Genomic DNA, 22,787 nt, shown 5'->3' with positions numbered 1-22,787 from the left:
CGCCGCCGTCGGAGCGGCCAATGGCAGCAGAGGCCAAATTCGTCAAGCAAATCCGCCTGTTTGGCGACGGGTAAAATAATACCGGATCGTTATAGTCAACCTGCTCCGGAACGGAGGAATGCTTAAGCATGCGAAGTTGGCTGCGGGCTTAATTCTCCGGCGCGTGTTGCCGCGCCAAGGGGGGAACGGCGCGCGGCGGAAGCAGTGTCGATGAAGCCTCGCGAAGAGCGGCAGAAGGTGATGGTCAAAGCCAGGATGCGTAGCGACGCCTCCTGGAACGACGTCTGCATCGTCAACCTGTCCCTGCACGGTCTAGGGATCCAGACTTCGGAGCCGCCGTCCCGCGGGACTTATGTCGAGATTTGCCGAGGAACCCAGTCGATCGTTGCGAGGGTCGTCTGGGCAAAGGGCCATCGCGCCGGACTCCGCTCACAGGATGCGATTTTCATAAGGGCATTGGTAAACGACAATTCCGCGCCGGCGCCGCGCGTTGGTGCGGGCCAGCCGGTCGAGCGCCGGCGTGCGCCGCGGGCTGCTCAGCAGAAACACGACCATAGCCGCATGGCAGGCCGGGCGATGGAGTTTGCCTGCCTGGCGCTTATCGCAGGCGCGCTGGCGATGACGGCTTTCGGCGCGGTCGAGCAGGCACTCGCCGCGCCGATGTTGCAGATCAGCTCCGCGCTCGGATAGGGGCTAGCGCTGGTCGCCGGCCCTGATGAGCGGGACGATTTGCGCGATCGCGGAGACGCCCACTAGTACGTAGACGATCCGGCTGAGCACCGACATCTCGCCAAAGATGGTCGCAACGAGGTCGAAGCCGAACAGGCCGACCAGGCCCCAGTTGAGGCCGCCGATAATCAGCAAGAGCAGGGTGATGGTGTTGATGGCGCGCATGGGGGAATCCTTTTCGAAGTCGGGCGCCCGGCGCTCAGGAGGGACCAAATGCGCCGGACGCCCTTTTACTGGTCGGAAGTAGGCTGGCGGCGGGGCTGAAGCGATACGGACTTTCAGCCGTACGAGCAGCTAGAGTCCGGCTTCCACGGCGATGCGGATAGCTTCCGCTGACGTTGCCACGCCGAGGCGTTCGAGCAGGAGAGCACGGTGCATCTTCACCGTCTTCTCGCTGATCTTCATTTCCCAGGCGATCTGCTTGTTGAGCAGGCCGCGAGCCATGGATTCGAGCACTTCCTTCTGGCGCGGCGGGAGATCGGCAACCAGCGCCGCGGCCCTTCCGCGGCGCCCTGACAACCGATCCGCCGAGGGTTCTCCCAGGTCAACTTGCGAGCCGAGAAACCAGGCAAGGCCGCCTTCCGCGTCGAACAAGGGCGTGATCATCACGCCATTGCGAAACGGCGTGCCGTCCTTCTTGTAATTCAGGATGTCGACAAGGAGCGGCCGTCGATCGCGAAGCGCAGCGCGGATTTCTCCGGTCACCCATGGCTCGGTGCTTTCGCCGGCGAGGAACCGGCAGTTGCGCCCAACGATGTCGGATTCTGCATAACCGGTGAGATTGCAGAAGGCCGCGTTGGCGACTTCGATGGGATTGTCCGGGAGGCGCGGGTTGCTGACGACCATCGCCAGCGGCGATGCGCCGACCGTCTCGATCAACTGTCGATGGCCCTCGGCCAAAATGGCTCCTCGTTGTTGCGCGCCTCAATAGGAGTGTAGCGTTGCTGTTCAAAGGTGGAAGTCGTCATGGAGAACGCATTGGCGGGATTACCGTTCGCCGGAGTCGAGCTTGGAGGGACGAAATGCGTCTGCACGCTCGCAAACTCACCTAACGACATCCTTCGACAGGAAACCGTGCCGACCACCACGCCGGGCGAGACGCTTGGAGCGATCGAGGTTTTGCTGCGCGAATGGTCCGGGGGTGGCATCGCGGCACTCGGCGTCAACAGTTTCGGCCCGGTCGACTTGCGCATGGAATCCGCGACCTTCGGCTACATTACCAAGACGACGAAGCCGGCATGGTCAAACACGGACGTCGCGAAGCGGCTCGCTCGCGCGGCTGGGACGAGCGTCGCTTTCGATACGGACGTGAACGGCGCGGCTCTTGCTGAGATGAAATGGGGCGCGGGCAGGGGCTTTCACGACTTCGCCTACATCACAGTGGGAACGGGTATCGGCGTCGGGCTGATCGTCAACGGGCTTCCACCGCGCGGGTTCGGCCATAGCGAGCTCGGGCATGTACGGCCGGTGAGGCTGCCGGGCGACGATTGGCCGGGCGCGTGCAGCTTCCATGGCGCGTGCGTCGAGGGCCTGGCCTCCGGAACGGCACTGAAGGCGAGGCTCCAGTCGCGGCATATCGGCGAGATCGCCGAGGACGATCCGGTATGGGAAAGTGTGGTGAGCGCCCTTGCTCAGCTCTGTCACACGCTCGTCTGCGCCGCTTGCCCGGAGCGGATTGCGATCGGCGGAGGCGTGTTGGAGCGCCAGCCGCATCTGCTTCCGCGAGTCCAGAAGGCGCTCGTCGATAGCCTCGGCGACTATGTCGACCTGCCTCGCGCCGATTACGTGGTCGCTCCCGGACTCGGCGCGCAAGCCGGACCGATGGGATCGATCGCGCTTGCAATGGACGCCGCAGCCGCTCGCTGAAATCCGAGACTTCCGGGCTTGTGACACCGGTCCTTAGCTGCCACCAAGGCGCCGCCATCAGTTAGGGAGAGCGACGAGTGGCGCAGACCGATAGCCGTTCGGCAACAGTGACTAGCGCCTATGCGATCGTCACATGCCTGTTTTTCGCATGGGGATTCATCACCTCGCTGGTCGACCCTTTGGTCGCTGCGGTGAAGGGCATCTTCCAGCTCAGTGACGTCGAGGCCCAACTCAGCGCGTCGGCATTCTTTATCGCCTACGGCGTGATGAGCCTCCCGGCCGCGGTCCTGCTCTCGAGAAGGAAGGCCGTCGGCACCGTCCTGATCGCTTTGGCGCTGATGGTCGCTGGATGCATGATCATGCTCGCCGCTGCGAACATCGCCGTCTACGAGCTTGTGCTGCTTGGGCTCTTCGTCCTCGCTAGCGGTATCACGATCCTGCAGGTCGCCGCGAACCCGCTGGCCGCCGCGCTTGGGCCGCCAGATCGCAGCCACTTCCGGCTGACGTTCAGCCAGACCTTCAACAGCCTCGGCACCTTCATCGGCCCGTACCTCGGTGCGGTACTGTTCCTGAAGGGCGTCGAGGTGAAGCATGGCGCGGTCCTCACCGACGAGGTGCGCGCACAGTCGCTGGCCGGAATCGACCGAGCCTTCTTCTGGATTGCAGGCCTGATCATCTTGGTCGGCGTAATAATCTGGATGGGCCGCAAGGTGATCAGCGCTTCCGCTCCCGCGGCACCCCAGGAGACCGCACGCCGAGGCGTCGCTGCCACCTTCCGCGACGCGACTTCGTCGAACTGGGCATTATTCGGTGGGCTCGCCATCTTCCTCTACGTCGGAGCTGAGGTGGCGATCGGGACCCAGATGTCCTTCTTCCTCAACAGCGATCGCGTCTGGGGTATCCCGCTCGAGAATGCCGCCAAATATGTCAGCCTCTATTGGGGCGGTGCGATGGTCGGCCGGCTTGTCGGGTCAGGACTGTTGACGAAGGTTCCGGCGCCGAGACTGCTCGCGGTCTTTACCGGGATGGCTTGCGCCATGTGCGTCTACGTCTTCGCGGTAGGCGGCGTTAGCGCCGGCTATGTCGCACTGGCGATCGGCCTGTTCAATTCGATCATGTTCCCGGTGATCTTCACGATCACGCTGGAACGGTCGACTGCGTCGGAAGAAGCGACGTCCGGGTTCCTTTGCTTCTCGATCATCGGCGGCGCGGCAATTCCGCCGCTCGTAGGTCTCGTCTCGCAGAACACGGACTATGTCACGGCGCTGATCGTTCCGGCGATCTGCTACGGCATCCTGCTGTTCTTCGCGCTTTCGGCGGGTCGGGCCCGCATTGCCCATCCGACCGGGGTCGAGACCCCGATCGAGCCGCTCTAGGCGTTGCCGACCAAGCCGATGCTCTGCTCGACCCATTCGGCATAGCTGAGCAGAAGCTTGTCGATTGGCCAGACGGCGATGCACGGCACCTCGTAACTGTGAAGGCCGGCGATGCGCGAAATCAGCGCGTCGGCGGCCTCTACGGTCGTCTTGAGGATCGCCGGCGTCTCTTCCGTAGTCTCAACAGCGCCTTGCCAACGGTAGATCGAACGGCAGGGTCCAAGGATATTGATGCAGGCCGCCAGACGCTCCTCGACGACGGTCCGGCCAATGCGCTCGGCCTCCTCTACACTGGCGAAGACACAGTAGACCGAGACGACGCTCATTTCTCGCGGCGTCCCAGCACATGCGCGCCCCAGACCGTCGAGGCGAGCACGAGCGCGCCGACGGCCTGGTGAAGGGCCGCGAGCCAGATCGCAACGCCGGTGAGCACCGTCAGGATACCCAGCAGGATCTGCGTCCCGAAGGCGGAATGGATGGCGATCGACGCGGACCGCCCGCCCTCACGTGGCTTGATCCGTCGCGCGAAGATCACGAGCGCCGCGACGACGACCCAGGCCCACCAGCGGTGGATGAAGTGAATGAAGAATGGGTCATGCGTGAGCGCGAAGAACGCGCCGTTCGACCAATCCACACCTTCCGGGAAGATGCGCCCCTGCATCAACGGCCAGTCGCTGGCGACCTGCCCCGCATTGAGGCCGGCGACCCAGGCCCCGAACAGGAGCTGGATGAAGAGGACAGCGATCGTTGCGAATGCAGCGCCGGTGAAGTGGGCAGGGCGGTCTTCTCCCGTGCGCGCAAGAAGTCGCAAATCGAGGGCTACCCAGATCAGGGCGCTCATGATCGCGAAGGCTAGGAGAAGGTGCGCCGAGAGCCGGAAGTGGCTGACGTCGGTGCGATCCACGAGCCCGGACATGACCATGTACCAGCCCAATACGCCTTGCATCCCGCCGAGCACGAAAAGGCCGCCCAGCTTCCACCCATAGCCTCGCGGGATGGCCCGCCTCGCCGCGAACCAGATCAGGGGAACAGCGAAGGCCACGCCAATGAGGCGGCCGATCAACCGGTGGAACCACTCCCAGAAGAAAATGAACTTGAATTGGGCAAGCGTCATTCCGGCTGGCCCGTTGATCTCCAAATATTCCGGCGTCTGCTTGTAAAGGTCGAAAGCGTGCTGCCAGTCGGAGTGGCTCAGCGGCGGAATCGCGCCGGAGACGGGCTTCCACTCGGTAATCGAGAGGCCGCTCTCGGTGAGGCGGGTAATCCCGCCCACGACGACCATCAGGAAGACCAGGGCGGCAACGGCCAGGAGCCAGTTGGAGATCGCTAGCGGCCGCTTCGTCGGCAGAGCCTGCTCGCGGGATGCGGTGAGGGTCGAGTCCATTTGCGGGGGCGTATCGGGCGGCCGGAGAGCTTTGCCAAGTGCTTCGGTTGCGCCGATCCACCCCGTCGAGATTCTCTCTATGTAATGTTGTAACCTGACGAATGGCGCGTTATATTCTCGCCCGATGGCAATGGCAGTTCAGACACGCGGATTGGACCGGATGGCCATTGGCCTATCCGGCCTTTGCCTCGTCCATTGCCTTGCCACCGCTATCCTGCTCGGGATGCTTTCGGCAGCCGGCGGGTTCCTCGGATCGCCGCTGATACACGAGACGGGCCTCGGCCTGGCGATGATTGTCGGTGCTTTTGCGCTTGGACGAGGAATCATCGAGCACGGCTTCATGATGCCGAGTGCGGTCGGAAGCCTGGGTCTTGGCGTGATGGGCGGTGCGCTGACCCTGCCGCACAATGGATCGGAAGCGCTGACCACGGTGATCGGCGTCGGCATTCTTGCGCTCGGGCATCAGCTCAACAGCATCGCTGCGGACTAGGCGATTAGGAGCGGGCCGCCTTGCGGCCTCACCAACCGAGGACTATTTCCCCTACCTATGGGCGCGCATCACCACCACTTGCACGAAGGCGAGTCGCTGACGGAAGCGGCGCGCGAGCAGCTGACCAGCCGCGGCGAGCAGTGGACCGACATGCGGGCCGCGGTGTTCGAGGCCCTGGCAGGGTTCGACCGTCCGGCAAGCGCTTATGACATTGCCGAGGCCGTCTCCGGCAAGCAGGGGCGGCGGGTCGCAGCGAACAGCGTCTATCGTATCCTCGACCTGTTCGTCGGCGCGAACTTGGCCCGCCGGGTTGAAAGCGCCAACGCCTATGTCGCCAACGCCCATCCGGACTGCCTGCACGACTGCATCTTCCTGATCTGCGACACTTGCGGACAGGCCGTGCACATCGACGACGATGCGCTCTCGGGTGGGGTCAGGAAGGCGGCTGCAAGCGCCGGCTTCTCATCCGCCAGGCCGGTGATCGAGGTCCGTGGAACCTGCGGCGACTGCGGGGATGACCGCAGCTGAGCATTTTCTGAGCAATTGCTGAGAATGGGACTCGTTCGTGACAAGGTTTCGGGTTCCGGATAAGGCCTGTTCCATGTCCGACCGGCCAGAAACACCGTTGCTCGATACGGTTCAGTATCCCGCAGACATCCGCAAGCTCGACAGGGAAAAGCTTTCGCAGCTTGCCGATGAGCTGCGACAGGAAGTCATTTCCGCCGTCTCCGTGACGGGCGGTCACCTTGGCGCGGGCCTGGGCGTCGTCGAGCTGACGGTCGCGCTGCACTATGTTTTCAACACGCCCGACGACAAATTGATCTGGGACGTTGGACACCAGGCCTATCCGCACAAGATCGTGACCGGTCGGCGAGACCGCATCCGTACGCTTCGCCAAGGCGGAGGGCTCAGCGGCTTCACTAGGCGGAGCGAGAGCGAATACGATCCCTTCGGTGCGGCTCACAGCTCGACGTCCATTTCGGCGGCTCTCGGCTTCGCCATCGCCAATAAGCTAGCCCACCAATCCGGTAAGGCGATCGCGGTCATCGGCGACGGGGCGATGAGCGCAGGCATGGCCTACGAGGCGATGAACAATGCCGCTGCGGCCGGCAACCGGCTGGTTGTCATTCTAAACGACAATGACATGTCGATCGCGCCGCCGGTCGGAAGTCTGCGCAACGCGCTCGCGCGGCTGGTCAGCTCGAGCAAGTATCTTGCTCCTCGCAAGTTGGCGCAGAAACTCGCCCGCGCCATGCCGGAGCCGCTCCATCGCACGGCACGTCGCGTCGAAGAATATGCGCGCGGCCTGTTCACGGGCGGCACGCTCTTCGACGAATTAGGCTTCTATTACGTCGGCCCCGTCGACGGGCATGACGTCGAGGCGCTGGTCGAAGTCCTCGAGAACGTCCGCGACGCCGATATCGGGCCGATGCTGGTCCATGTCGTCACTCACAAGGGCAAGGGCTACGGTCCGGCGGAGAATTCAGCGGACAAGTATCACGGTGTCGTCAAGTTCGACGTCGTGTCCGGCAAGCAGGATAAGGGACCCGGCGGCGGTCCTCCGTCCTATCAGAACGTTTTCGGCGAAACCCTCGCCAAGCTGGCCGAAACCGACAGCCGAATCTGCGCGATTACGGCTGCGATGCCTTCCGGAACCGGGGTAGACAAATTCGCGGCCGCTCATCCCGAGCGGGCGTTCGACGTCGGTATCGCCGAGCAGCATGGTGTTACTTTTGCCGCCGGGCTTGCGGCGCAGGGCATGCGCCCGTTCGTCGCGATATACTCGACCTTTCTTCAGCGCGCCTACGACCAGGTCGTCCACGATGTGGCGATCCAGAATTTGCCGGTTCGTTTCGCGATGGACCGCGCTGGCCTCGTCGGCGCTGATGGTGCGACCCACGCCGGTAGCTTCGATCTCGCCTATCTCTGCACTCTGCCGAATTTCGTGGTGATGGCCGCTGCGGACGAGGTGGAGCTCGTCAACATGGTTCACACCATGGCGCTCCACGACAGCGGGCCGATCGCGGTTCGCTATCCGCGCGGCGAGGGTCGCGGGATTGCGCTTCCGGAAACCCCGCAGGCGCTGGAGATCGGCAAGGGACGGATCGTCCGCCAGGGCAGCAAGGTCGCGATCCTGTCGCTCGGAACGCGTCTGGCCGAGGCGGAGAAGGCGGCCGATCAGCTTGAGGCCAAGGGTCTGTCGACGACCGTGGCGGACCTGCGCTTCGCCAAGCCGCTTGACGAGGCGCTGATCCGCAAGCTCCTGACGACGCACGAAGTCGCGGTGACGATCGAGGAAGCCTCGATCGGTGGACTTGGCGCCCATGTCCTGACGATGGCCAGCGACGAAGGCCTGACCGATGCGGGGCTCAAGATCCGCACGATGCGCCTGCCCGACGCCTTCCAGGAGCATGACAAGCCCGAGAAGCAATATGACGAGGCGCACCTAAACGCCCCGCATATCGTCGAGATGGTGCTCAAGGCGCTTCGCGTGAACAGCGCCGGCGTCGAAGAGGTGCGGGCGTAGCCAAGGTCCGCGCCGATCAGTTGTTGGTGAGCCGCGGGCTCGCCGACAGCCGTACCAAGGCTCAGGCGCTGATCATGGCTGGAGCGGTGTTTAGTGGGGAGAGGAAGCTCGCCAAGCCGGGCGATATGCTCGCCGAGGACGCGCCGCTGGAAGTGCGCGGTAAAGACCATCCTTGGGTCTCACGCGGAGGTATCAAGCTCGATCACGGGCTGGCGCACTTCTGCCTCGACGTGAGCGGCGCGGTGGCGCTCGATGTCGGGTCGTCGACTGGTGGCTTTACGGACGTCCTGCTGTCGCGCGGTGCGGCCAAGGTCTACGCGATCGACGTCGGCACTAATCAGCTGGCGTGGAAGCTTCGGCAGGACCCGCGGGTTGTCGTCCACGAGCAGACCAATGCGCGCTTCCTGACCGCCGACCAGGTTCCGGAGCCGATCGACATCGTCGTCTGCGACGCTAGCTTCATTGCGCTGGCGAAGGTCCTCGAAGCGCCGCTCAAGCTTGTCGGGCCGGGTGCCAAGTTGGTCGCTCTGGTGAAACCTCAGTTCGAAGCAGGTCGAGAAGATGTCGGAAAAGGTGGTGTAGTTCGTGACCCGGAAGTCCACGAGCGCGTTTGTGCACAGGCCAAAGGCTGGGTTGAGTCCCAAGGCTGGACCGTGCTTGGCGTGACACCAAGCCCGATCACCGGGCCCGAAGGCAATATTGAGTTCCTGCTGGGGGCGGAGAAGAATGGCTGAAGCTGTCGAGCGTCGAGAATGGTGGAAGATCGCACTTGTCACGGTTCCGGCGATCATAATTGCCGGGTCCGCCAGCGGCTGGCTATCCAATTCCGGTTTCGGGAATCCCTGGTTCGACAGCCTCGCAAAGCCGTTCTTCATGCCGCCCGGCTGGGCGTTCGGCGTGGTGTGGCCGATCCTCTACGCACTGCTCGGGATCGCGCTTGCCCTGATCCTGGTCGAACCGCCGTCGGACCGCCGCCGCAACGCACTGTTGGCCTTTTTCGCGCAGTTGGCGCTCAATTTCGCCTGGTCGCCGATTTTCTTCGCGGCACACGCGATCCAGATCGCACTTGGCGTAATTGTCGTGATGGCAGCGCTCGCCGCTTTCACCGCGGGCCAGTTCCGCCGGATCCGGCCGCTCGCTGGTTACCTGATGGTGCCGTACCTGCTTTGGCTCTGCTTCGCGGCGACGCTCAATTCCGCAATCGGCCGGCTCAATCCAGGCGCTAGCGTTTAGCCGCGCCAGGACGACGTTCGTCGAATATCCCGCACGGTCCGTCATTCATGGTATAAGCGCCCTTCCAAAGAAGGGTGCGGGATGATGAGACTCCTACCTGCTGCAGGACTACTTCTCCTCGGGACGGCGCTGCCAGTGGCGGCGCAGACGATGAAATTACCGGTTGCTGCGGTCGAGGCTCCCGTTTCTCCCGTCCGGACCCAGCAATACGAGACCATCGCCCAGTCGGATCAGGTCGACAGCACCACCCAAGCCACGAAGCTAAAGTTCAATCGTGACGATTACGACAGGATGACCGTGCCGGTTCGCGTCGCCGGGGCCGGGCCGTACCGTTTCTTGGTCGATACGGGCGCCGATCGGACTGCGATCTCGTCGGAGCTGGCCCAACGCCTAAGTCTTCACGATCGCGATCACGTGGTCCTTCATAGCGTGACCGGCGCTTCGGACATCGAGACTGCAAACGTTTCGGTTCTCGATGTCGCGGCGAAACAGGTGAAGAACGTCAACGCGGCACTCCTTGATTCCGCGCATATCGGCGCCGACGGCATCCTGGGCTTGGACTCGCTTCGTTCGCAGCGCGTCCTGTTCGATTTCAAGAAGCAGACTCTGACGATCGTTCCTTCCGAGACTTACGTTCGTGAAGACAAGGATACTATCGTTGTCACCGCGCGCGTGAAGAACGGCAGGTTGATCCTGACCCAGGCTCGCGCTGAGTCCACTCCCCTGACGCTGGTGGTCGATACCGGTGCGCAGATTTCGATCGGAAATGAGGCGCTCCGGCGAAAGCTTAGCCGCGGGAGTGTGAAGAGGACGGGACCGGTCGAGCTGCAATCCGTGACCGGCGAGAAATTGGCGGGCGAATATACGATCGTTCGGGAGCTCACCGTGGGCGGCATCACGCTCAAAAAGCTTCCGATCGTCTTTGCGGACTCGCACGCGTTCAAGCGGCTCGGCCTCAACGACAAGCCGGCGCTTCTCCTCGGCATGAATGCCCTTCGGAGTTTCGACCGCGTATCGATCGATTTCTATCGCAAGAAGCTGAAGGTCGTCCTACCCGAAGAGGGCGCGCTCCAGACCAGGATGGTAGCTGCACTTCGCTGACGCCGCCCTCTGGCGGGCGCATTCGGGCTTCCCTATTTGACGTCGATGTGCTTCGCGCCTCCTGCAGGCGGCGCGTTCCATTGTCTAAATGCGTAGCTGAGCCCATCTGACGGGGCGGAGGAGACTAGTATGCAGTCCGAGAACAAGCTGTTCGACGACTTCGTGAAAATGGTGAACGGCGTTGCCGGAACCATGGCCGGAGTAGGCCGCGAGGCCGAAGCGTCCGTGCGGGAGAAGGCGCGCGAATGGATGGCCGGTGCCGATTTCGTCGGCCGTGACGAGTTTGAGGCTGTAAAGGCGATGGCCGCGGCTGCCCGCGACGAGAATGAGGCCCTGAAGGCCCGGATCGCCGCTCTGGAAGCGAAGGCGACTCCTGCGGCTGCCAGCACCAAGAGAGCGCCGAGGCCGAAGGGCAGCCCGGAGGCGTGAACCTGAGCGACGAAGAGGCCCAGGAAGAGCGCGACGACGGCGCTCCGATTGAAGTTCTCGACCAATATTTCGAGGCTCGCGGCTGGGCGTGCGAACGCTCTGGCGAAGGCGAAATCGTAGCGTCTGCGACCGGTAGCTGGACCCAGTACGAGCTTCGCGGCGTCTGGCGGCCGGAAGATCAGGTTCTGCAGTTTCTGGCGTTCCCGGACATCAAGGTGCCACCGGAGAAGCGCTCGGCGATCTATGAGAGCCTGGGCCTCATCAATGAGCAGCTGTGGCTCGGCCATTTCGAGATGTGGTCGGGCTCCGGCCTGGTCGTGTTCCGTCACGCGACCATCCTGGACACGCGCGAAAGCGATGGATTTACCCTCGACCAGGCGGAAGCCATTATCGAAGCCGCTCTCGAGGAATGCGAGCGCTTCTACCCCGTCTTCCAGTTTGTACTCTGGGGCGGGAAATCGCCGGGCGAAGCCATCGCCGCGGCCCTGATCGACACCCACGGGGAGGCTTAAACTGGTACTGAAACCGATCTGGTTCATCGGCTGCGGAAACATGTCCGGAGCAATGATCGAAGGCTGGCGCACTGCCGGCGCCGACCTGAGCGATGCTGTCGTCATTCGCCCGAGCGGCAAGCCTGTCGAAGGTCTTCGAGTCATCACGAATTATGCCGAGGCCGGCCCGCCGCCGCGGCTGGTCATCCTCGGATGCAAGCCGCAGCAGTTGGACGATGTCGTCACCCGGCTTTCAGCGCACCTGACCGCGCAGACCGTGGTCGTGTCTATCCTTGTCGGTGTCGAAGTTGCGACACTGCGCGAGAAATTCTGGACCGCCGGAGCGGTCGTCCGGGCACTTCCGAACCTTCCCGTCTCGGTGCGTCGCGGCGTGGTCGCGCTGTACGGCGACGATCTGCCGGGCGAGGTGCATGACGAGCTGTCGCAGCTGTTCGCACTGCTAGGTTTTGCAATGTGGACCAATACCGAGGCCAATCTCGTGGCGATCGGCTCGGTCGCTGGCGCCGGACCGGCCTATGTTGCGAAGTTCATCGACGCTTTGACGAAGGCGGGCGTCGATCGCGGCCTGTCGAGCGAGACGGCCTCGACGATTGCGCTGGAAACGGTGCTCGGAACGGCATGGATGGCCGCCTCAACGCGGGAGACAATGGGCGAGATCGTCGAACGCGTCGCGAGCCCGGACGGCACGACGGCGGCCGGACTCGCAGTGCTTGGCCGGGATGATGTGCTCGACAAGCTCGTTTCGCTGACAACCGCCGCAGCTTCGCGTCGTGCCGGCGAACTCGCAGCGGAAGCGAAGGGCACTCAGCTTGCCGACGAGAACTCACCGTCCTAGTCGCCAAAGCCTAACAGGGGCCATGACATGATCGGCGAACTTTACGTGGAAGATAAAAGCCGTCTCGCCTTCGAACCCACGACGAAGCCCGTTCCGGCGGACGAGCGCGCCAAGCTCCTCGCCGATCCGGGTTTCGGCCGGGTTTTCACCGATCACATGGCGATCATTGAATATGATGAGAGCAAGGGCTGGCACGACGCGCGTGTCACCGCCCGCCATCCTTTCAAAATGGATCCGGCGTCGCCGGTACTTCATTACGCCCAGGAAATTTTCGAGGGCATGAAGGCGTATCGCAGGCCGGGCGGCGGCGTCGCGCTTTTTCGCCCGGACGCAAATGCGCGCCGGTTCGCCAAATCGGCCATTCGCTTGGCTATGCCGCCGTTGCCGGAAGAGATGTTCCTGGAATCCGTTCGTGGGCTCGTGCGTGCGGACCGGGAATGGATTCCGGAGACGGAAGACGGTTCCCTCTATCTTCGCCCGTTCATGATTGCGAACGGCTCGTTCCTTGGGATGAGGCCTTCGACTGAGTTCATTTACGCCGTTATCGCATCGTCGGTCGGAGCCTACTTCAAAGGCAATGCGCCGAGCGTGTCGCTCTGGGTCACGCGGGAATATGTGCGAGCTGCGCCCGGTGGGACCGGCGAAGCGAAGTGCGGGGGCAATTACGCCGGCAGCCTGATCGCGCAGGCCGAAGCGATCCGCAATGGATGCGACCAAGTCGTCTTTCTGGATGCGATCGAGCGGCGCTGGGTCGAAGAGCTTGGCGGAATGAATGTCTTCTTCGTCTTCGACGACGGATCGATCCGGACCCCGCCGCTGGACGGCACCATCCTGCACGGGGTTACCCGCGATTCCCTGCTGACGTTGGCTCGCGACATGGGTGCGCCGGTTCGCGAGGAGCCTTATTCGATCGAGCAGTGGAAGGCGGATGCCGAAAGCGGACGGCTGACGGAGGCCTTCGCCTGCGGAACCGCCGCGGTCGTCACGCCGATCGGACGGGTAAAAGGCGTGGACGGCGAGTTCACCATCGGCGGTCAGTCGGTCGGCCCGCTGACCATGCGCCTGCGCTCGGCACTGGTCGACATCCAGCGCGGCCATGCTCCCGACCCGTACGGCTGGACCGAGCGGGTACTCTGATCCGCTAGAGCGCTTCGGCGAAGATCGACAGGTCGAGTGTTTCGCTCGGGCCGAACCAGATCACATGCTCGGTATGGTCTGCGAAGTCCTCGCCGGTGCTGGTGTGCGCGAAGATCGTCAGCCCGTTGCGGTGGAGGGCCATCCATTGCGCGAAATCCCCAAATTGCTCCGGACGCACCGTGAGTTGGCAGCTTCCGCGAGGGTGGGGACCGACGGGATTCGTATGGAAGCGCCCCACTGGAACGCCGAACTTTGCGTGGGCAGCTTCGGCAAGCTTTTGAGCGCGGTCGAGCTGGTCCGCATCGAAATAGATGTGGGCGTGAAAGTCGCGGATGGCGTTCATGGCGCGCCATTTAGCAGAGGCGGAGCCAAAGGCTAAGCTTGGGGTTCCCTTGGGAGAAGCGGCGGGTATAAGCGCGCTTCCCCGCATCGACGGGCCGCCTGCTGGGGCGTCGCCAAGTGGTAAGGCACCGGTTTTTGGTACCGGCATTCGCAGGTTCGAATCCTGCCGCCCCAGCCAGTACGAATATCGCCGAACTCGGCGCTCTTGACCCTGACATTGTGTCAAGGTCCAAAAGCGCCCACATGACGAGTCGAGAAGGCGAGGAATGCGTCATGGCCGAGTGCCATCATGCGCACGAACATCACCACCACGCTGCGGCGGGCGACCACGGAAAGTTCGTGACCGACCCGGTGTGCGGGATGACGGTCGATACGACGACCGCTGAGCACAGATTCGAGCTCGGTGAGGGCACCTATTACTTCTGCAGCGCGCGTTGCCTGGAGAAGTTCAGAGCGAACCCGGACACCTATTTGAACCCGACCGGCCATAGTCCGGTGGTCTCGGCCCCTGCGGGTACGATCTGGACCTGTCCGATGCACCCGGAGATCCGTCGCGACGGTCCCGGAAGCTGCCCGATCTGCGGCATGGCGCTCGAGCCGCTCGAGCCAAGCCTCGAGGAGGGGCCGAACCCCGAGCTGATCGACATGACCCGGCGCTTCTGGGCCAGCACCGCGTTCACCGTGCCACTTGCCGTGCTGGTCATCGCGGCAGAGCTGTTCGGCTTGGAAATCATGCCGATGCGGACGCTCGTGTGGGTGCAGCTTGCGCTCGCGACGCCCGTCGTCCTGTGGGGCGGATGGCCGTTCTTCGAGCGGTTCTGGTCATCGCTGAAGTCGCGCAATCTCAACATGTTCACGCTGATCGGGCTCGGGGTCGGCGTTGCTTACGGCTACAGCGTCGTTGCAGCACTGGTGCCCGAGATATTCCCCGCGTCGCTGAAGACCATGGGCGGGTCGGTCCCGGTCTATTTTGAAGCTGCCGCGGTCATCACGACCCTGGTGCTGCTCGGACAGGTGCTCGAGTTGAGGGCTAGGTCGGCAACCGGCAAGGCTATCCGCGCCTTGCTCGGACTTGCTCCGAAGACAGCCCGCAAGGTCCACGACGACGGCAGCGAGGAGGATATTCCGCTAGAGCACGTCCATGTCGGCGACCTCTTGCGCGTCCGCCCCGGTGAGAAAGTGCCCGTCGATGGGATCGTGGTCGAGGGCCACAGCTCGGTCGACGAATCCATGATCAGCGGCGAACCCGTGCCGGTCGAGAAAGTCGCGAACGACAAGGTCGTTGGAGCGACGGTCAATGGGACGGGCAGCCTGCTCGTCCGGGCTGAGCGCGTCGGCCGCGACACTATGCTCTCCCAGATCGTGCGCATGGTGGCTGAAGCGCAGAGATCGCGCGCTCCGATCCAGGCGCTCGCGGACAAGGTCTCCGCCTGGTTCGTTCCAGGCGTTGCGCTGGTGGCTGTCATCGCGTTCGTCGTCTGGAGCTTCGTCGGCCCCGAGCCGCGTCTTGCCCACGCCTTGGTCAACGCGATCGCCGTGCTGATCATCGCCTGTCCCTGTGCTCTTGGCCTAGCAACTCCGATGTCGATCATGGTCGGTACCGGCCGCGGAGCGACGGCGGGCGTGCTGGTGAAGAATGCCGAGGCGCTCGAGCTGATGGAAAAGGTGGACACACTCGTCGTCGACAAGACCGGGACCCTGACGCTTGGCAAGCCCAGGCTCGTCACCGTCAAAGCGGAAAGCGGATTCGAGGATCGCGAGGTGCTTCGTCTTGCTGCCGCCCTCGAACGGGGCAGCGAACATCCGCTTGCGGCGGCGATTGTTGAAGGTGCTGAGGGGCGCGGCCTCGACCTGCCGGCGGCCCAGAATTTTCAGAGCCACACGGGCAAGGGCGTTTCCGGGACAGTAGACGGCCGAGAGGTCGCCCTCGGAAACAATGTCCTGCTCGCGGAACTCGGAGCGGACGTCACCGTGCTTGAGGTCTTAGCGAATGAACATCGGTCGGAGGGCGAGGGCGTCATGTTCGTCGCCATCGACGGCCGTGCGGCCGGCCTCATCGTTGTCGCGGACCCCATCAAGCCCAGCGCCGCCGAAGCCGTCGCCCATCTACAGCGCGAGGGAATTCACCTGGTCATGATGACGGGCGACAATCGCCGAACGGCGGAAGCCGTCGCCCGCCGGGTCGGCATCGACGAAGTCGCCGCCGAGGTGCTCCCCGATCAGAAGCAGGCAACCGTTGAAAAGCTTCGCAGCGAAGGGCGCCGTGTCGCAATGGCTGGCGACGGCATTAACGATGCCCCCGCGCTGGCCGCGGCCGATGTCGGCATCGCAATGGGGACCGGAACCGACGTCGCCATGGAAAGCGCAGCGGTGACCCTGGTGAAGGGCGACCTGAACGGAATCGTCCGCGCTCGCCGCCTCAGCCACGCAACGATGCGCAACATCCGGCAAAACCTGTTCTTTTCGTTCGTCTTTAACGGTGCGGGCGTGCCTATCGCCGCCGGAGTCCTTTATCCGTCTTTCGGCCTGCTTTTGTCGCCGATCATCGCTGGGGCCGCGATGGCCTTCAGCTCAGTCGCGGTCATCGGCAATTCCTTGCGATTGAGGAGCGCCCGGCTGTGAAGATCGGTGAGGCCTCGATCGCATCCGGCGTCAGTCAGCGGATGATCCGGCATTACGAGAAGATCGGTCTCGTCCCCGCGGCATCGCGGCGAGATTCCGGATACCGGGATTATGACGAACGCGATGTCCATACCTTGCGGTTCATCGGTCGAGCCCGCGATCTGGGCTTCCCGATCGAGGAAATCCGCACGCTCCTGGGGCTTTGGAACGACCGGCACCGGTCGAGCGCGGACGTCAAGCAGCTCGCTTTATCGCGGGCAGCCGAGCTGAAGAGGAAGGCAAAGGAGCTCGACGAGATGCGCCGTTCGCTCGAGCATCTGGCCGCTCGCTGCCATGGCGACGACCGACCGGACTGTCCGATCCTCGGCGGGCTCGAGGGAGACGGAAAATGACCCTGGTCATTGCCGCGCAAGCTGGCGGGGCCTATGTCGCCCGCATGCCCGCGGCGCTCCTCAGGCTTATCATGCTGATCGCATTGGCGTTCATGCCTCTTGGCATGACAGGCGCGCCTGCGGTGGCGGCAACTGCTTCCACCGCCGCTGCCGGCCATTGCGACGAACATCAGAAGCCGGCCGACGCGCCGGCCAAGATGAGCATGCACTGTGCAGCTTGCGCGGCGCTGCCTGCGATCGAACCGACGGCAGTCCCCGAACTCAAGCCGCAGGCGCCCGCGCGCATTTCTGCGATGAACGCCCTTTCCGACACCAAACCCGAGATCGCGACACCCCCTCCAAGGCTGGCCTGAAGACTGACTCTCAGTTTTCGATCCAACACAGCATTTGGAGAATTTCACATGAAGACTTTTATTGGCGCGATCGCGCTCATTATTGCCGCACCGGTCGCAGCCCAGACCGCTCCGTCGTCCCAGATGGACCATTCCAAGATGGGCCATTCCCAGATGGGACAGATGGACCATAGCCAGCACAGCCAGGGCAAGCATGACTGCAAGGAGTGCTGTGAGAAGATGAAGGGCAAGGACGGCAAGATGGAATGCATGGACAAGAAGGCGGATGCCAAGACGGCAGCGCCCGACGCGTCCGCGCAGGCCCACGAAGGCCACGCCCACTAATCGAAGAGGCGCCGCTCCACGCGGGCGGCGCCACCTTTCCAGGGAACAGGATCGACGCCCGCTCGTCGGGCGAGGACATTTTCATGAATGAACTGACATTACTCAACCGGCGGACGTTTCTCGCCGGCAGCGCGGCCGCCGCCAGCGTGGCCGGACTTTTTCCGGCCTGGGCCATGAGCATGAGCCCCGGCGTCACTGCTGCAAAAGGAAGCGGCACGCTTGCCGGAAACGACCTGGCGATCACGGTCGCGCCGCATTCGTTCAACGTTGACGGCCGCGTCGGACTCGCCGTCGCGATGAACGGCACGATCCCGGGCCCCCTCGTTCGCCTCAAGGAAGGTGAGAACGTCCGGATCGCGGTGCACAACCAGCTGGGCGAGGACACGTCGATCCACTGGCACGGGCTGCTCGTGCCGTTTCAGATGGACGGGGTCCCGGGCGTCAGCTTCCCCGGGATCAAGGCGCACTCGACCTTCGTCTACGAATTCCCGGTCAGGCAGTCCGGCACCTACTGGTATCACAGCCATTCCGGCCTGCAGGAGCAGGTGGGACATTACGGGCCGATTATTATCGATCCTGCCGGCCCGGATCCGGTTGCTTACGATCGCGAGCATGTGATCCTGCTGTCCGACTGGACCTTCCTCCACCCGCACGCGCTGTTTACCCAGCTGAAGAAGCAGCCTGGTGTCTTCAACCGGCAGAAGCTGACACTCGAAGACAGGATGAAGGGCCGTAATCCGTTGACGGCCGAGGAACGCGCCATGTTCGCGCGGATGCGGATGGACCCGACCGACGTTTCGGACGTGACCGCGGCCGCCTACAAATATCTCATCAACGGCCACACGCCCGGAGAAAACTGGACGGGTCTCTTCCATCCCGGCGAGCGGGTCCGACTGCGGATCATCAATGCGGCCGCGCAGACGATTTTCAACCTGCGCATCCCCGGCCTGCCGATAACGGTCGTTGCGACCGACGGGACCGACGTCCGGCCCGTCGAGGTCGACGAGCTTCAGATCGGCAATGCAGAGACCTACGACGTGATCGTCCAGCCCTCAGACCGTGCCTACACCTTTGTCGCCGAGACGATCGACCGGTCCGGCATGGGCGTCGCGACGCTCGCTCCGCGCGAAGGCATGCGCTCGACAGTCCCACCCCTTCGCGAACGTCCGATCCTTCGAATGAAGGACATGGGCATGGATCACGGCGCCTCGGCCCAGCCCATGGACCATTCGGCCATGGGGCATGGCAGCACCGGCGCAATAGATCATTCGGCGATGGGACATGGAAGCGTGCCTGTGCCCGGCGCGCCGATGGACCACGGCGACATGAAGATGCGCGACAAGTCCAAGGTGAGATTCCCCGTCGGCGTAGGGGTCGACATGATCGCCCCGATGCCGATGGACCGCACCGGCGATCCGGGCATCGGCCTCGACAATGTCGGCCACCGGGTTCTCACCTACAGGGATCTCGTGGCGCTGAAGCCGTTTCACGATCAGCGCCCGCCGACGCGCCGGATCGACATCCATCTGACCGGCAACATGGAACGTTTCATGTGGTCGATGGACGGCGAGAAGCTGAGCGAGAACCCGGAGCCGTACCGATTCGCGCGCAACGAGCGGGTGCGGATGCGGCTCATAAACGACACGATGATGACTCATCCGATGCACATCCATGGGCATTTCTGGCAGCTGGTGAATGGTCACGGCGCCAATCAGCCGCTGAAGCACACCGTGCGTGTATTACCCGGCGGCTACGTGGATCTCGACATGACCGCGGACGCACCGGGCGATTGGGCGTTTCACTGCCACCTGCTCTACCACATGCACGCGGGGATGATGCGCGTTGTGAAGATCCGGCCACTGGAAGGAGAGGCGGCATGAAGCGCCTGATCCTGCTCCTCGCCGCATCGGCGCTCGCGTCATCGCCGGCCCTGGCACAGCACACGGGGCACAACATGCCCGGCATGACGATGCCGATGCCGTCCAAGCCCGCAGCAAAGAAGAAGCCAGCCGCCAAGAAGGCCGCGGCCAAAAAGACAACCGCGAAGAAGAAAACGGCAAAGAAGGCGGTGCCGAAGAAGGCGGCCCCAAAGAAGACCGTGAAGAAGGCAGTCGAAAAGCCCGCGGCGAACTCGCATGCAGGGCACGACATGTCGAGCATGCCCGGCATGGAGATGCCCGCTGAAACGTCGAAGACCGATCCTCACGCCGGCCATGTCATGCCGACAGAGCAATCCGCGACGCCGGATGCCCATGCAGGTCACGACATGACGGCGATGGCGGCCGAACCGCCGGTCGCACCGCCTCCGCCCGAGGCTCTCAGCGGTCCCCAGTATGCGGCGGACACGGTCTGGGGGCATGGGGCGATGGATTCCTCGCGCGCGGTGCTCCTGCGCGAGCATGGAAGCATGCCGGCGTCAAAGCTGCTGATCGATCAGCTAGAGACGCGCGCCCGGAGAGGGCGCGACGGCTACTATCTAAACGCCGAAGCCTGGTACGGCGGCGACATCGACAAGCTGTGGCTGAAGACCGAGATAGAAGGCGAGTACGGACGGAAGGCAGAGCAGGCCGAGTTCCAGGCACTCTGGAGCCATGCGATCGACCCGTGGTTCAATCTCCAGGCCGGAGCGCGTTTTGATGCGCGGCCCGATACGCGCGGGCATCTCGTCCTCGGCGTCGAAGGTCTCGCGCCGTATTGGATCGAGGTCGACGCGGCCGCATTCCTCTCGGACAAGGGCGACGTCACCGCACGAGTCGAGGTCGAGCATGACATGCGACTGACCCAGAAGCTCATCCTCCAGCCTCGCGTCGAACTCGATTTTGCAGCGCAGGATATCCCGCGCCAGCAAATCGGATCGGGCCTTTCCTCGGCCGAGCTCGGTCTGCGGCTCCGCTACCAGATCGTGCCCCAGTTCGCCCCGTATGTCGGCGTCAACTACGAACGCGCGTTCGGCGACACCCGGCGATTTCGCACGCAGGATGGCGAAAGTCCTGGTGGCTGGCAGTTCGTGGCCGGCCTCAGGACCTGGTTCTAAGTACCGGCGCTTGAAGAGAATGCCCTCCGAGGGGTTGCCACAGCGGGTGGCATGATCAAGTGTGCCTGCCATCCAGCGGAGGGGCGGGCATGGGCGACGATGCGGGTGACTCGAACCGACTGAAGCAAGCCGATGCCGCGAGTTACGACGCAACCGCGACGGATTTCGATTATCTCACGGATCGATATTCGACGGGGATCGCCTCGCGGATCCTGGCCGTCGTGAAGGTCGAACAATCCGATCGACTGCTCGACCTGGGTACCGGAACCGGCCTTCTTGCACGGCTGGCCGCCGAACGGGGGGCGAATGTCGTCGGGATCGATCACTCGGAAGGGATGCTCGACCGAGCGCGGTTGAAGGCCAAGCTAGCGACCTTCCAGGTCATGGATGCCGAAGCGCTCCAGTTCGAAGACGGCTCATTCGATGTCGCGGCGACCCTGTATGTCCTGCGACACCTGCCCAATCCTCGAGCCGCCTGCCGTGAGCTGCATCGCATCCTGCGACCCGGTGGAAAGCTGGTCGCAGCGGTTGGCGCGAGACCGACCCCCTTCTCGGCGAGCGCCGTAGCATCGGGAATTGGCGCCCTGTCAGACCGCCTGTTCGCCGCGGTGGGGCGTCGTGCGCTGTCGCCCGAGTTCCTGCGCAGGTTTCTTGACCGACAAGGAGTGCCGTCGAGCAGGGGACATGCCGCGCACCACGGAAATGAAGATGTGAGCGGGATGCTCGCGGCAGTGGGATTCAAGAACATCCGCCGGGAATGGTGGGGAGAGCGCTTCCAGCTGACGCCGGAGGAATTCTGGGACGTGCAGGCGGTTTTCGACAGCGAAGCCAGGGAACGCCTGACCGCATTGCCGGACGCGGAGGCGGAGAAGCTGAAGCGAAAGTTCGTCAGCGAGTGTAAGGTCCTTGCAGACCGGGGCGCCTCTCTGGTGTATCGTACGGGCGCGATCATCTATTCGGCGGAGCGCTGAAAGCGTCCTGGCCTGGGGCTAATGAAGCCACACCTTCGCACCGGTAACCCGGAAATATGGCGAGATGATCAGGAAAAGTGGACGCAGCACAGCGGATTGCGACACGGCGTTGAAAAGCCGTGCGAGTTTACCCTTCGCCTTGTTGAAATAGGCGATATGTGCCTCGGGAACTGTCGGAACGATGATGCTGAATTGAAGGTGGGTACGCCGGCGCAAGCGCCTGGCTAGCCGGAAGCTGCTCATCAGGACCGTGTCCGAGTAGACCTTGCCGCTCCGCCACCGGACGTACGACGCCTGCAGTGATCGCGGCAGCCATCCCACGCCCCAAACGAAGACGTGAGGCTCTGCGGTCAGACTGAACCGGTTTGGAGTGGAAAATGCGGCGCGGCCGCCGGGCTGAAGGACCCGATCGATCTCGGCGAGATAGGCGTCGGGATCGTGGACGTGCTCGATGACATCGAGCGAAACGACTGCAGGCACGCTAGAGTCCGCCAACGGCAAGGCCTCTGCCATCGCGGCGGCCAGCATCGGCCTCCCGCCGCATTCGCTCACGAACTTCTTGGCAACGACCAGCCAGGTCATCGACACGTCGATCCCGATCAAACATCGACCGGGCTGCAATTTTGCTGCCGCGGCCATGAGCATGCCGCCGCCGCAACCGAGATCGAGGAATGGGCCGTCAGCGACGACCGGCCTGAGCCAGCTCTTGAGGTCCTCCCGAAGTTGGGCGCTTCCCTGAAGGACTTCCCGCGACCGACGAGCGATCCTGGCTTCGTCCCACCCGTGACGGCGAGAGTACACCTCGGTGACTAGCTCTTTGAGAGGGAGATGGGCAGCCGACAATTCGCGCGCAGTCTTGGTGTCGTCGATAGCGTCGATCCAACTTGGGATCGACAGTCTCAAATCCGGTATGCCGTCGATGACGTCGAATTCGCGATTGCAGCCTTCGCAGGTTAACCACATTGCGCGATTCTTGAGGACGCCCTTGCAAGCCGGGCATCGCCTAAGCGGAACAGGAAACGCGGCCGTTCGACGCATGCGTTCCTCGCTGCATCAGCCCACCGTCCAAACGCGTGATACTTGTTCGGCCCCTGCGATGCACGCGCAAACTCGGAACAACTGACTGAACT

The 22,787-nt window shown here is 63.4% G+C and carries 26 protein-coding genes and 1 tRNA gene; 21 read left to right on the top strand and 6 right to left on the bottom strand.

The window, feature by feature from the left end:
• Positions 1–210: 210 nt before the first annotated feature.
• Positions 211–690: a PilZ domain-containing protein gene (locus tag ACMC5O_RS06750; protein ID WP_187709407.1), complete on the top strand. Its 480-nt coding sequence runs from the start codon at positions 211–213 to the stop codon at positions 688–690.
• A gap of 3 nt (positions 691–693) precedes the next feature.
• Here the strand turns inward: ACMC5O_RS06750 and ACMC5O_RS06745 are convergent, their stop codons facing one another.
• Complete coding sequence (locus ACMC5O_RS06745) at positions 694–894, bottom strand: DUF378 domain-containing protein (RefSeq protein ID WP_426693476.1); 201 nt, start codon at positions 892–894, stop codon at positions 694–696.
• A gap of 129 nt (positions 895–1,023) precedes the next feature.
• Positions 1,024–1,629, bottom strand: a complete 606-nt coding sequence (locus tag ACMC5O_RS06740) for a LuxR C-terminal-related transcriptional regulator (RefSeq protein WP_343070233.1) — start codon at positions 1,627–1,629, stop codon at positions 1,024–1,026.
• A gap of 66 nt (positions 1,630–1,695) precedes the next feature.
• Between ACMC5O_RS06740 and ACMC5O_RS06735 the strand changes: the two genes are divergently transcribed.
• Entirely contained in the window at positions 1,696–2,595 is a 900-nt protein-coding gene (locus tag ACMC5O_RS06735) for an ROK family protein (RefSeq protein WP_187709408.1), read from the top strand.
• A gap of 77 nt (positions 2,596–2,672) precedes the next feature.
• Complete coding sequence (locus ACMC5O_RS06730; protein WP_187709409.1) at positions 2,673–3,971, top strand: sugar MFS transporter; 1,299 nt, start codon at positions 2,673–2,675, stop codon at positions 3,969–3,971.
• Here ACMC5O_RS06730 and cutA read toward each other — a convergent pair.
• The gene (gene cutA, locus ACMC5O_RS06725; RefSeq protein ID WP_187709410.1) at positions 3,968–4,297 is read right to left on the bottom strand and encodes a divalent-cation tolerance protein CutA; all 330 of its coding nucleotides are present in this window, start codon (positions 4,295–4,297) and stop codon (positions 3,968–3,970) included. The genes ACMC5O_RS06730 and cutA overlap by 4 nt on opposite strands.
• A complete protein-coding gene (locus tag ACMC5O_RS06720; RefSeq protein WP_187709411.1) occupies positions 4,294–5,355 on the bottom strand; it encodes a COX15/CtaA family protein in 1,062 nt (353 codons plus the stop codon). The genes cutA and ACMC5O_RS06720 overlap by 4 nt, the downstream gene beginning before the upstream one ends.
• A gap of 130 nt (positions 5,356–5,485) precedes the next feature.
• Here ACMC5O_RS06720 and ACMC5O_RS06715 point away from each other — a divergent pair, with 130 nt between their 5' ends.
• The 10 genes from ACMC5O_RS06715 to ACMC5O_RS06670 all read left to right on the top strand — a co-directional run bounded on the left by ACMC5O_RS06715 (position 5,486) and on the right by ACMC5O_RS06670 (position 13,619).
• Positions 5,486–5,845, top strand: coding sequence for a MerC domain-containing protein (locus tag ACMC5O_RS06715; RefSeq protein ID WP_426693475.1), 360 nt, complete (start codon positions 5,486–5,488; stop codon positions 5,843–5,845).
• A gap of 57 nt (positions 5,846–5,902) precedes the next feature.
• The gene (locus tag ACMC5O_RS06710) at positions 5,903–6,373 is read left to right on the top strand and encodes a Fur family transcriptional regulator (RefSeq protein ID WP_187709413.1); all 471 of its coding nucleotides are present in this window, start codon (positions 5,903–5,905) and stop codon (positions 6,371–6,373) included.
• Positions 6,374–6,446: 73 nt separating this feature from the next.
• Positions 6,447–8,372, top strand: a complete 1,926-nt coding sequence (gene dxs, locus ACMC5O_RS06705) for a 1-deoxy-D-xylulose-5-phosphate synthase (protein WP_187709414.1) — start codon at positions 6,447–6,449, stop codon at positions 8,370–8,372.
• 20 nt (positions 8,373–8,392) lie between these two features.
• Positions 8,393–9,106 carry a TlyA family RNA methyltransferase gene (locus ACMC5O_RS06700; RefSeq protein ID WP_426693474.1) on the top strand — a complete coding sequence of 238 codons (714 nt, stop codon included), beginning with the start codon at positions 8,393–8,395 and terminating at the stop codon, positions 9,104–9,106.
• Positions 9,099–9,605 carry a TspO/MBR family protein gene (locus ACMC5O_RS06695; protein WP_222949969.1) on the top strand — a complete coding sequence of 169 codons (507 nt, stop codon included), beginning with the start codon at positions 9,099–9,101 and terminating at the stop codon, positions 9,603–9,605. Before ACMC5O_RS06700 ends, ACMC5O_RS06695 begins: the two co-directional genes overlap by 8 nt.
• Before the next feature lie 81 nt (positions 9,606–9,686).
• Complete coding sequence (locus ACMC5O_RS06690; protein WP_426693473.1) at positions 9,687–10,706, top strand: aspartyl protease family protein; 1,020 nt, start codon at positions 9,687–9,689, stop codon at positions 10,704–10,706.
• Positions 10,707–10,835: 129 nt separating this feature from the next.
• Positions 10,836–11,135, top strand: a complete 300-nt coding sequence (locus ACMC5O_RS06685; protein ID WP_187709417.1) for an accessory factor UbiK family protein — start codon at positions 10,836–10,838, stop codon at positions 11,133–11,135.
• Between the two features lie 2 nt (positions 11,136–11,137).
• On the top strand, positions 11,138–11,647 hold the full coding sequence (locus tag ACMC5O_RS06680) for a YbjN domain-containing protein (protein WP_187709865.1): 510 nt from the start codon (positions 11,138–11,140) through the stop codon (positions 11,645–11,647).
• 1 nt (position 11,648) lies between these two features.
• Complete coding sequence (locus ACMC5O_RS06675) at positions 11,649–12,482, top strand: pyrroline-5-carboxylate reductase family protein (RefSeq protein WP_426693517.1); 834 nt, start codon at positions 11,649–11,651, stop codon at positions 12,480–12,482.
• A gap of 27 nt (positions 12,483–12,509) precedes the next feature.
• A complete protein-coding gene (locus tag ACMC5O_RS06670) occupies positions 12,510–13,619 on the top strand; it encodes a branched-chain amino acid aminotransferase (protein WP_187709419.1) in 1,110 nt (369 codons plus the stop codon).
• Between the two features lie 4 nt (positions 13,620–13,623).
• On the opposite strand, the gene ACMC5O_RS06665 is transcribed toward ACMC5O_RS06670, so the two are convergent.
• On the bottom strand, positions 13,624–13,962 hold the full coding sequence (locus ACMC5O_RS06665; protein ID WP_187709420.1) for a DOPA 4,5-dioxygenase family protein: 339 nt from the start codon (positions 13,960–13,962) through the stop codon (positions 13,624–13,626).
• A gap of 102 nt (positions 13,963–14,064) precedes the next feature.
• On the opposite strand from ACMC5O_RS06665, the gene ACMC5O_RS06660 reads away from it, so the two are divergent.
• The 8 genes from ACMC5O_RS06660 (at position 14,065) to ACMC5O_RS06625 (ending at position 21,657) form a co-directional block, all read left to right on the top strand.
• Positions 14,065–14,139 (top strand) — tRNA-Gln (locus ACMC5O_RS06660).
• A gap of 65 nt (positions 14,140–14,204) precedes the next feature.
• The gene (locus ACMC5O_RS06655; protein WP_426693472.1) at positions 14,205–16,583 is read left to right on the top strand and encodes a heavy metal translocating P-type ATPase; all 2,379 of its coding nucleotides are present in this window, start codon (positions 14,205–14,207) and stop codon (positions 16,581–16,583) included.
• Entirely contained in the window at positions 16,580–16,975 is a 396-nt protein-coding gene (gene cueR, locus ACMC5O_RS06650) for a Cu(I)-responsive transcriptional regulator (protein WP_187709422.1), read from the top strand. Before ACMC5O_RS06655 ends, cueR begins: the two co-directional genes overlap by 4 nt.
• Complete coding sequence (locus ACMC5O_RS06645; protein WP_187709423.1) at positions 16,972–17,328, top strand: hypothetical protein; 357 nt, start codon at positions 16,972–16,974, stop codon at positions 17,326–17,328. Before cueR ends, ACMC5O_RS06645 begins: the two co-directional genes overlap by 4 nt.
• A gap of 48 nt (positions 17,329–17,376) precedes the next feature.
• Positions 17,377–17,652 (top strand): hypothetical protein, encoded by a 276-nt coding sequence (locus ACMC5O_RS06640; RefSeq protein ID WP_187709424.1) that lies wholly within the window; start codon positions 17,377–17,379, stop codon positions 17,650–17,652.
• A gap of 83 nt (positions 17,653–17,735) precedes the next feature.
• Positions 17,736–19,532: a copper resistance system multicopper oxidase gene (locus tag ACMC5O_RS06635; protein WP_187709425.1), complete on the top strand. Its 1,797-nt coding sequence runs from the start codon at positions 17,736–17,738 to the stop codon at positions 19,530–19,532.
• On the top strand, positions 19,529–20,686 hold the full coding sequence (locus ACMC5O_RS06630; protein WP_426693471.1) for a copper resistance protein B: 1,158 nt from the start codon (positions 19,529–19,531) through the stop codon (positions 20,684–20,686). Before ACMC5O_RS06635 ends, ACMC5O_RS06630 begins: the two co-directional genes overlap by 4 nt.
• Before the next feature lie 89 nt (positions 20,687–20,775).
• The gene (locus tag ACMC5O_RS06625) at positions 20,776–21,657 is read left to right on the top strand and encodes a class I SAM-dependent methyltransferase (RefSeq protein WP_187709426.1); all 882 of its coding nucleotides are present in this window, start codon (positions 20,776–20,778) and stop codon (positions 21,655–21,657) included.
• A gap of 18 nt (positions 21,658–21,675) precedes the next feature.
• On the opposite strand, the gene ACMC5O_RS06620 is transcribed toward ACMC5O_RS06625, so the two are convergent.
• Entirely contained in the window at positions 21,676–22,620 is a 945-nt protein-coding gene (locus ACMC5O_RS06620; RefSeq protein WP_187709427.1) for a methyltransferase domain-containing protein, read from the bottom strand.
• Positions 22,621–22,787 lie beyond the last annotated feature (167 nt).

The sequence above is a fragment of the Sphingomonas sediminicola genome, assembly GCF_049991885.1.
GTDB lineage: Bacteria > Pseudomonadota > Alphaproteobacteria > Sphingomonadales > Sphingomonadaceae > Sphingomicrobium > Sphingomicrobium sediminicola.
The sequence above is the reverse complement of the archived record's forward strand: the minus strand, read 5'-3'. Positions and strand labels throughout refer to the sequence as shown.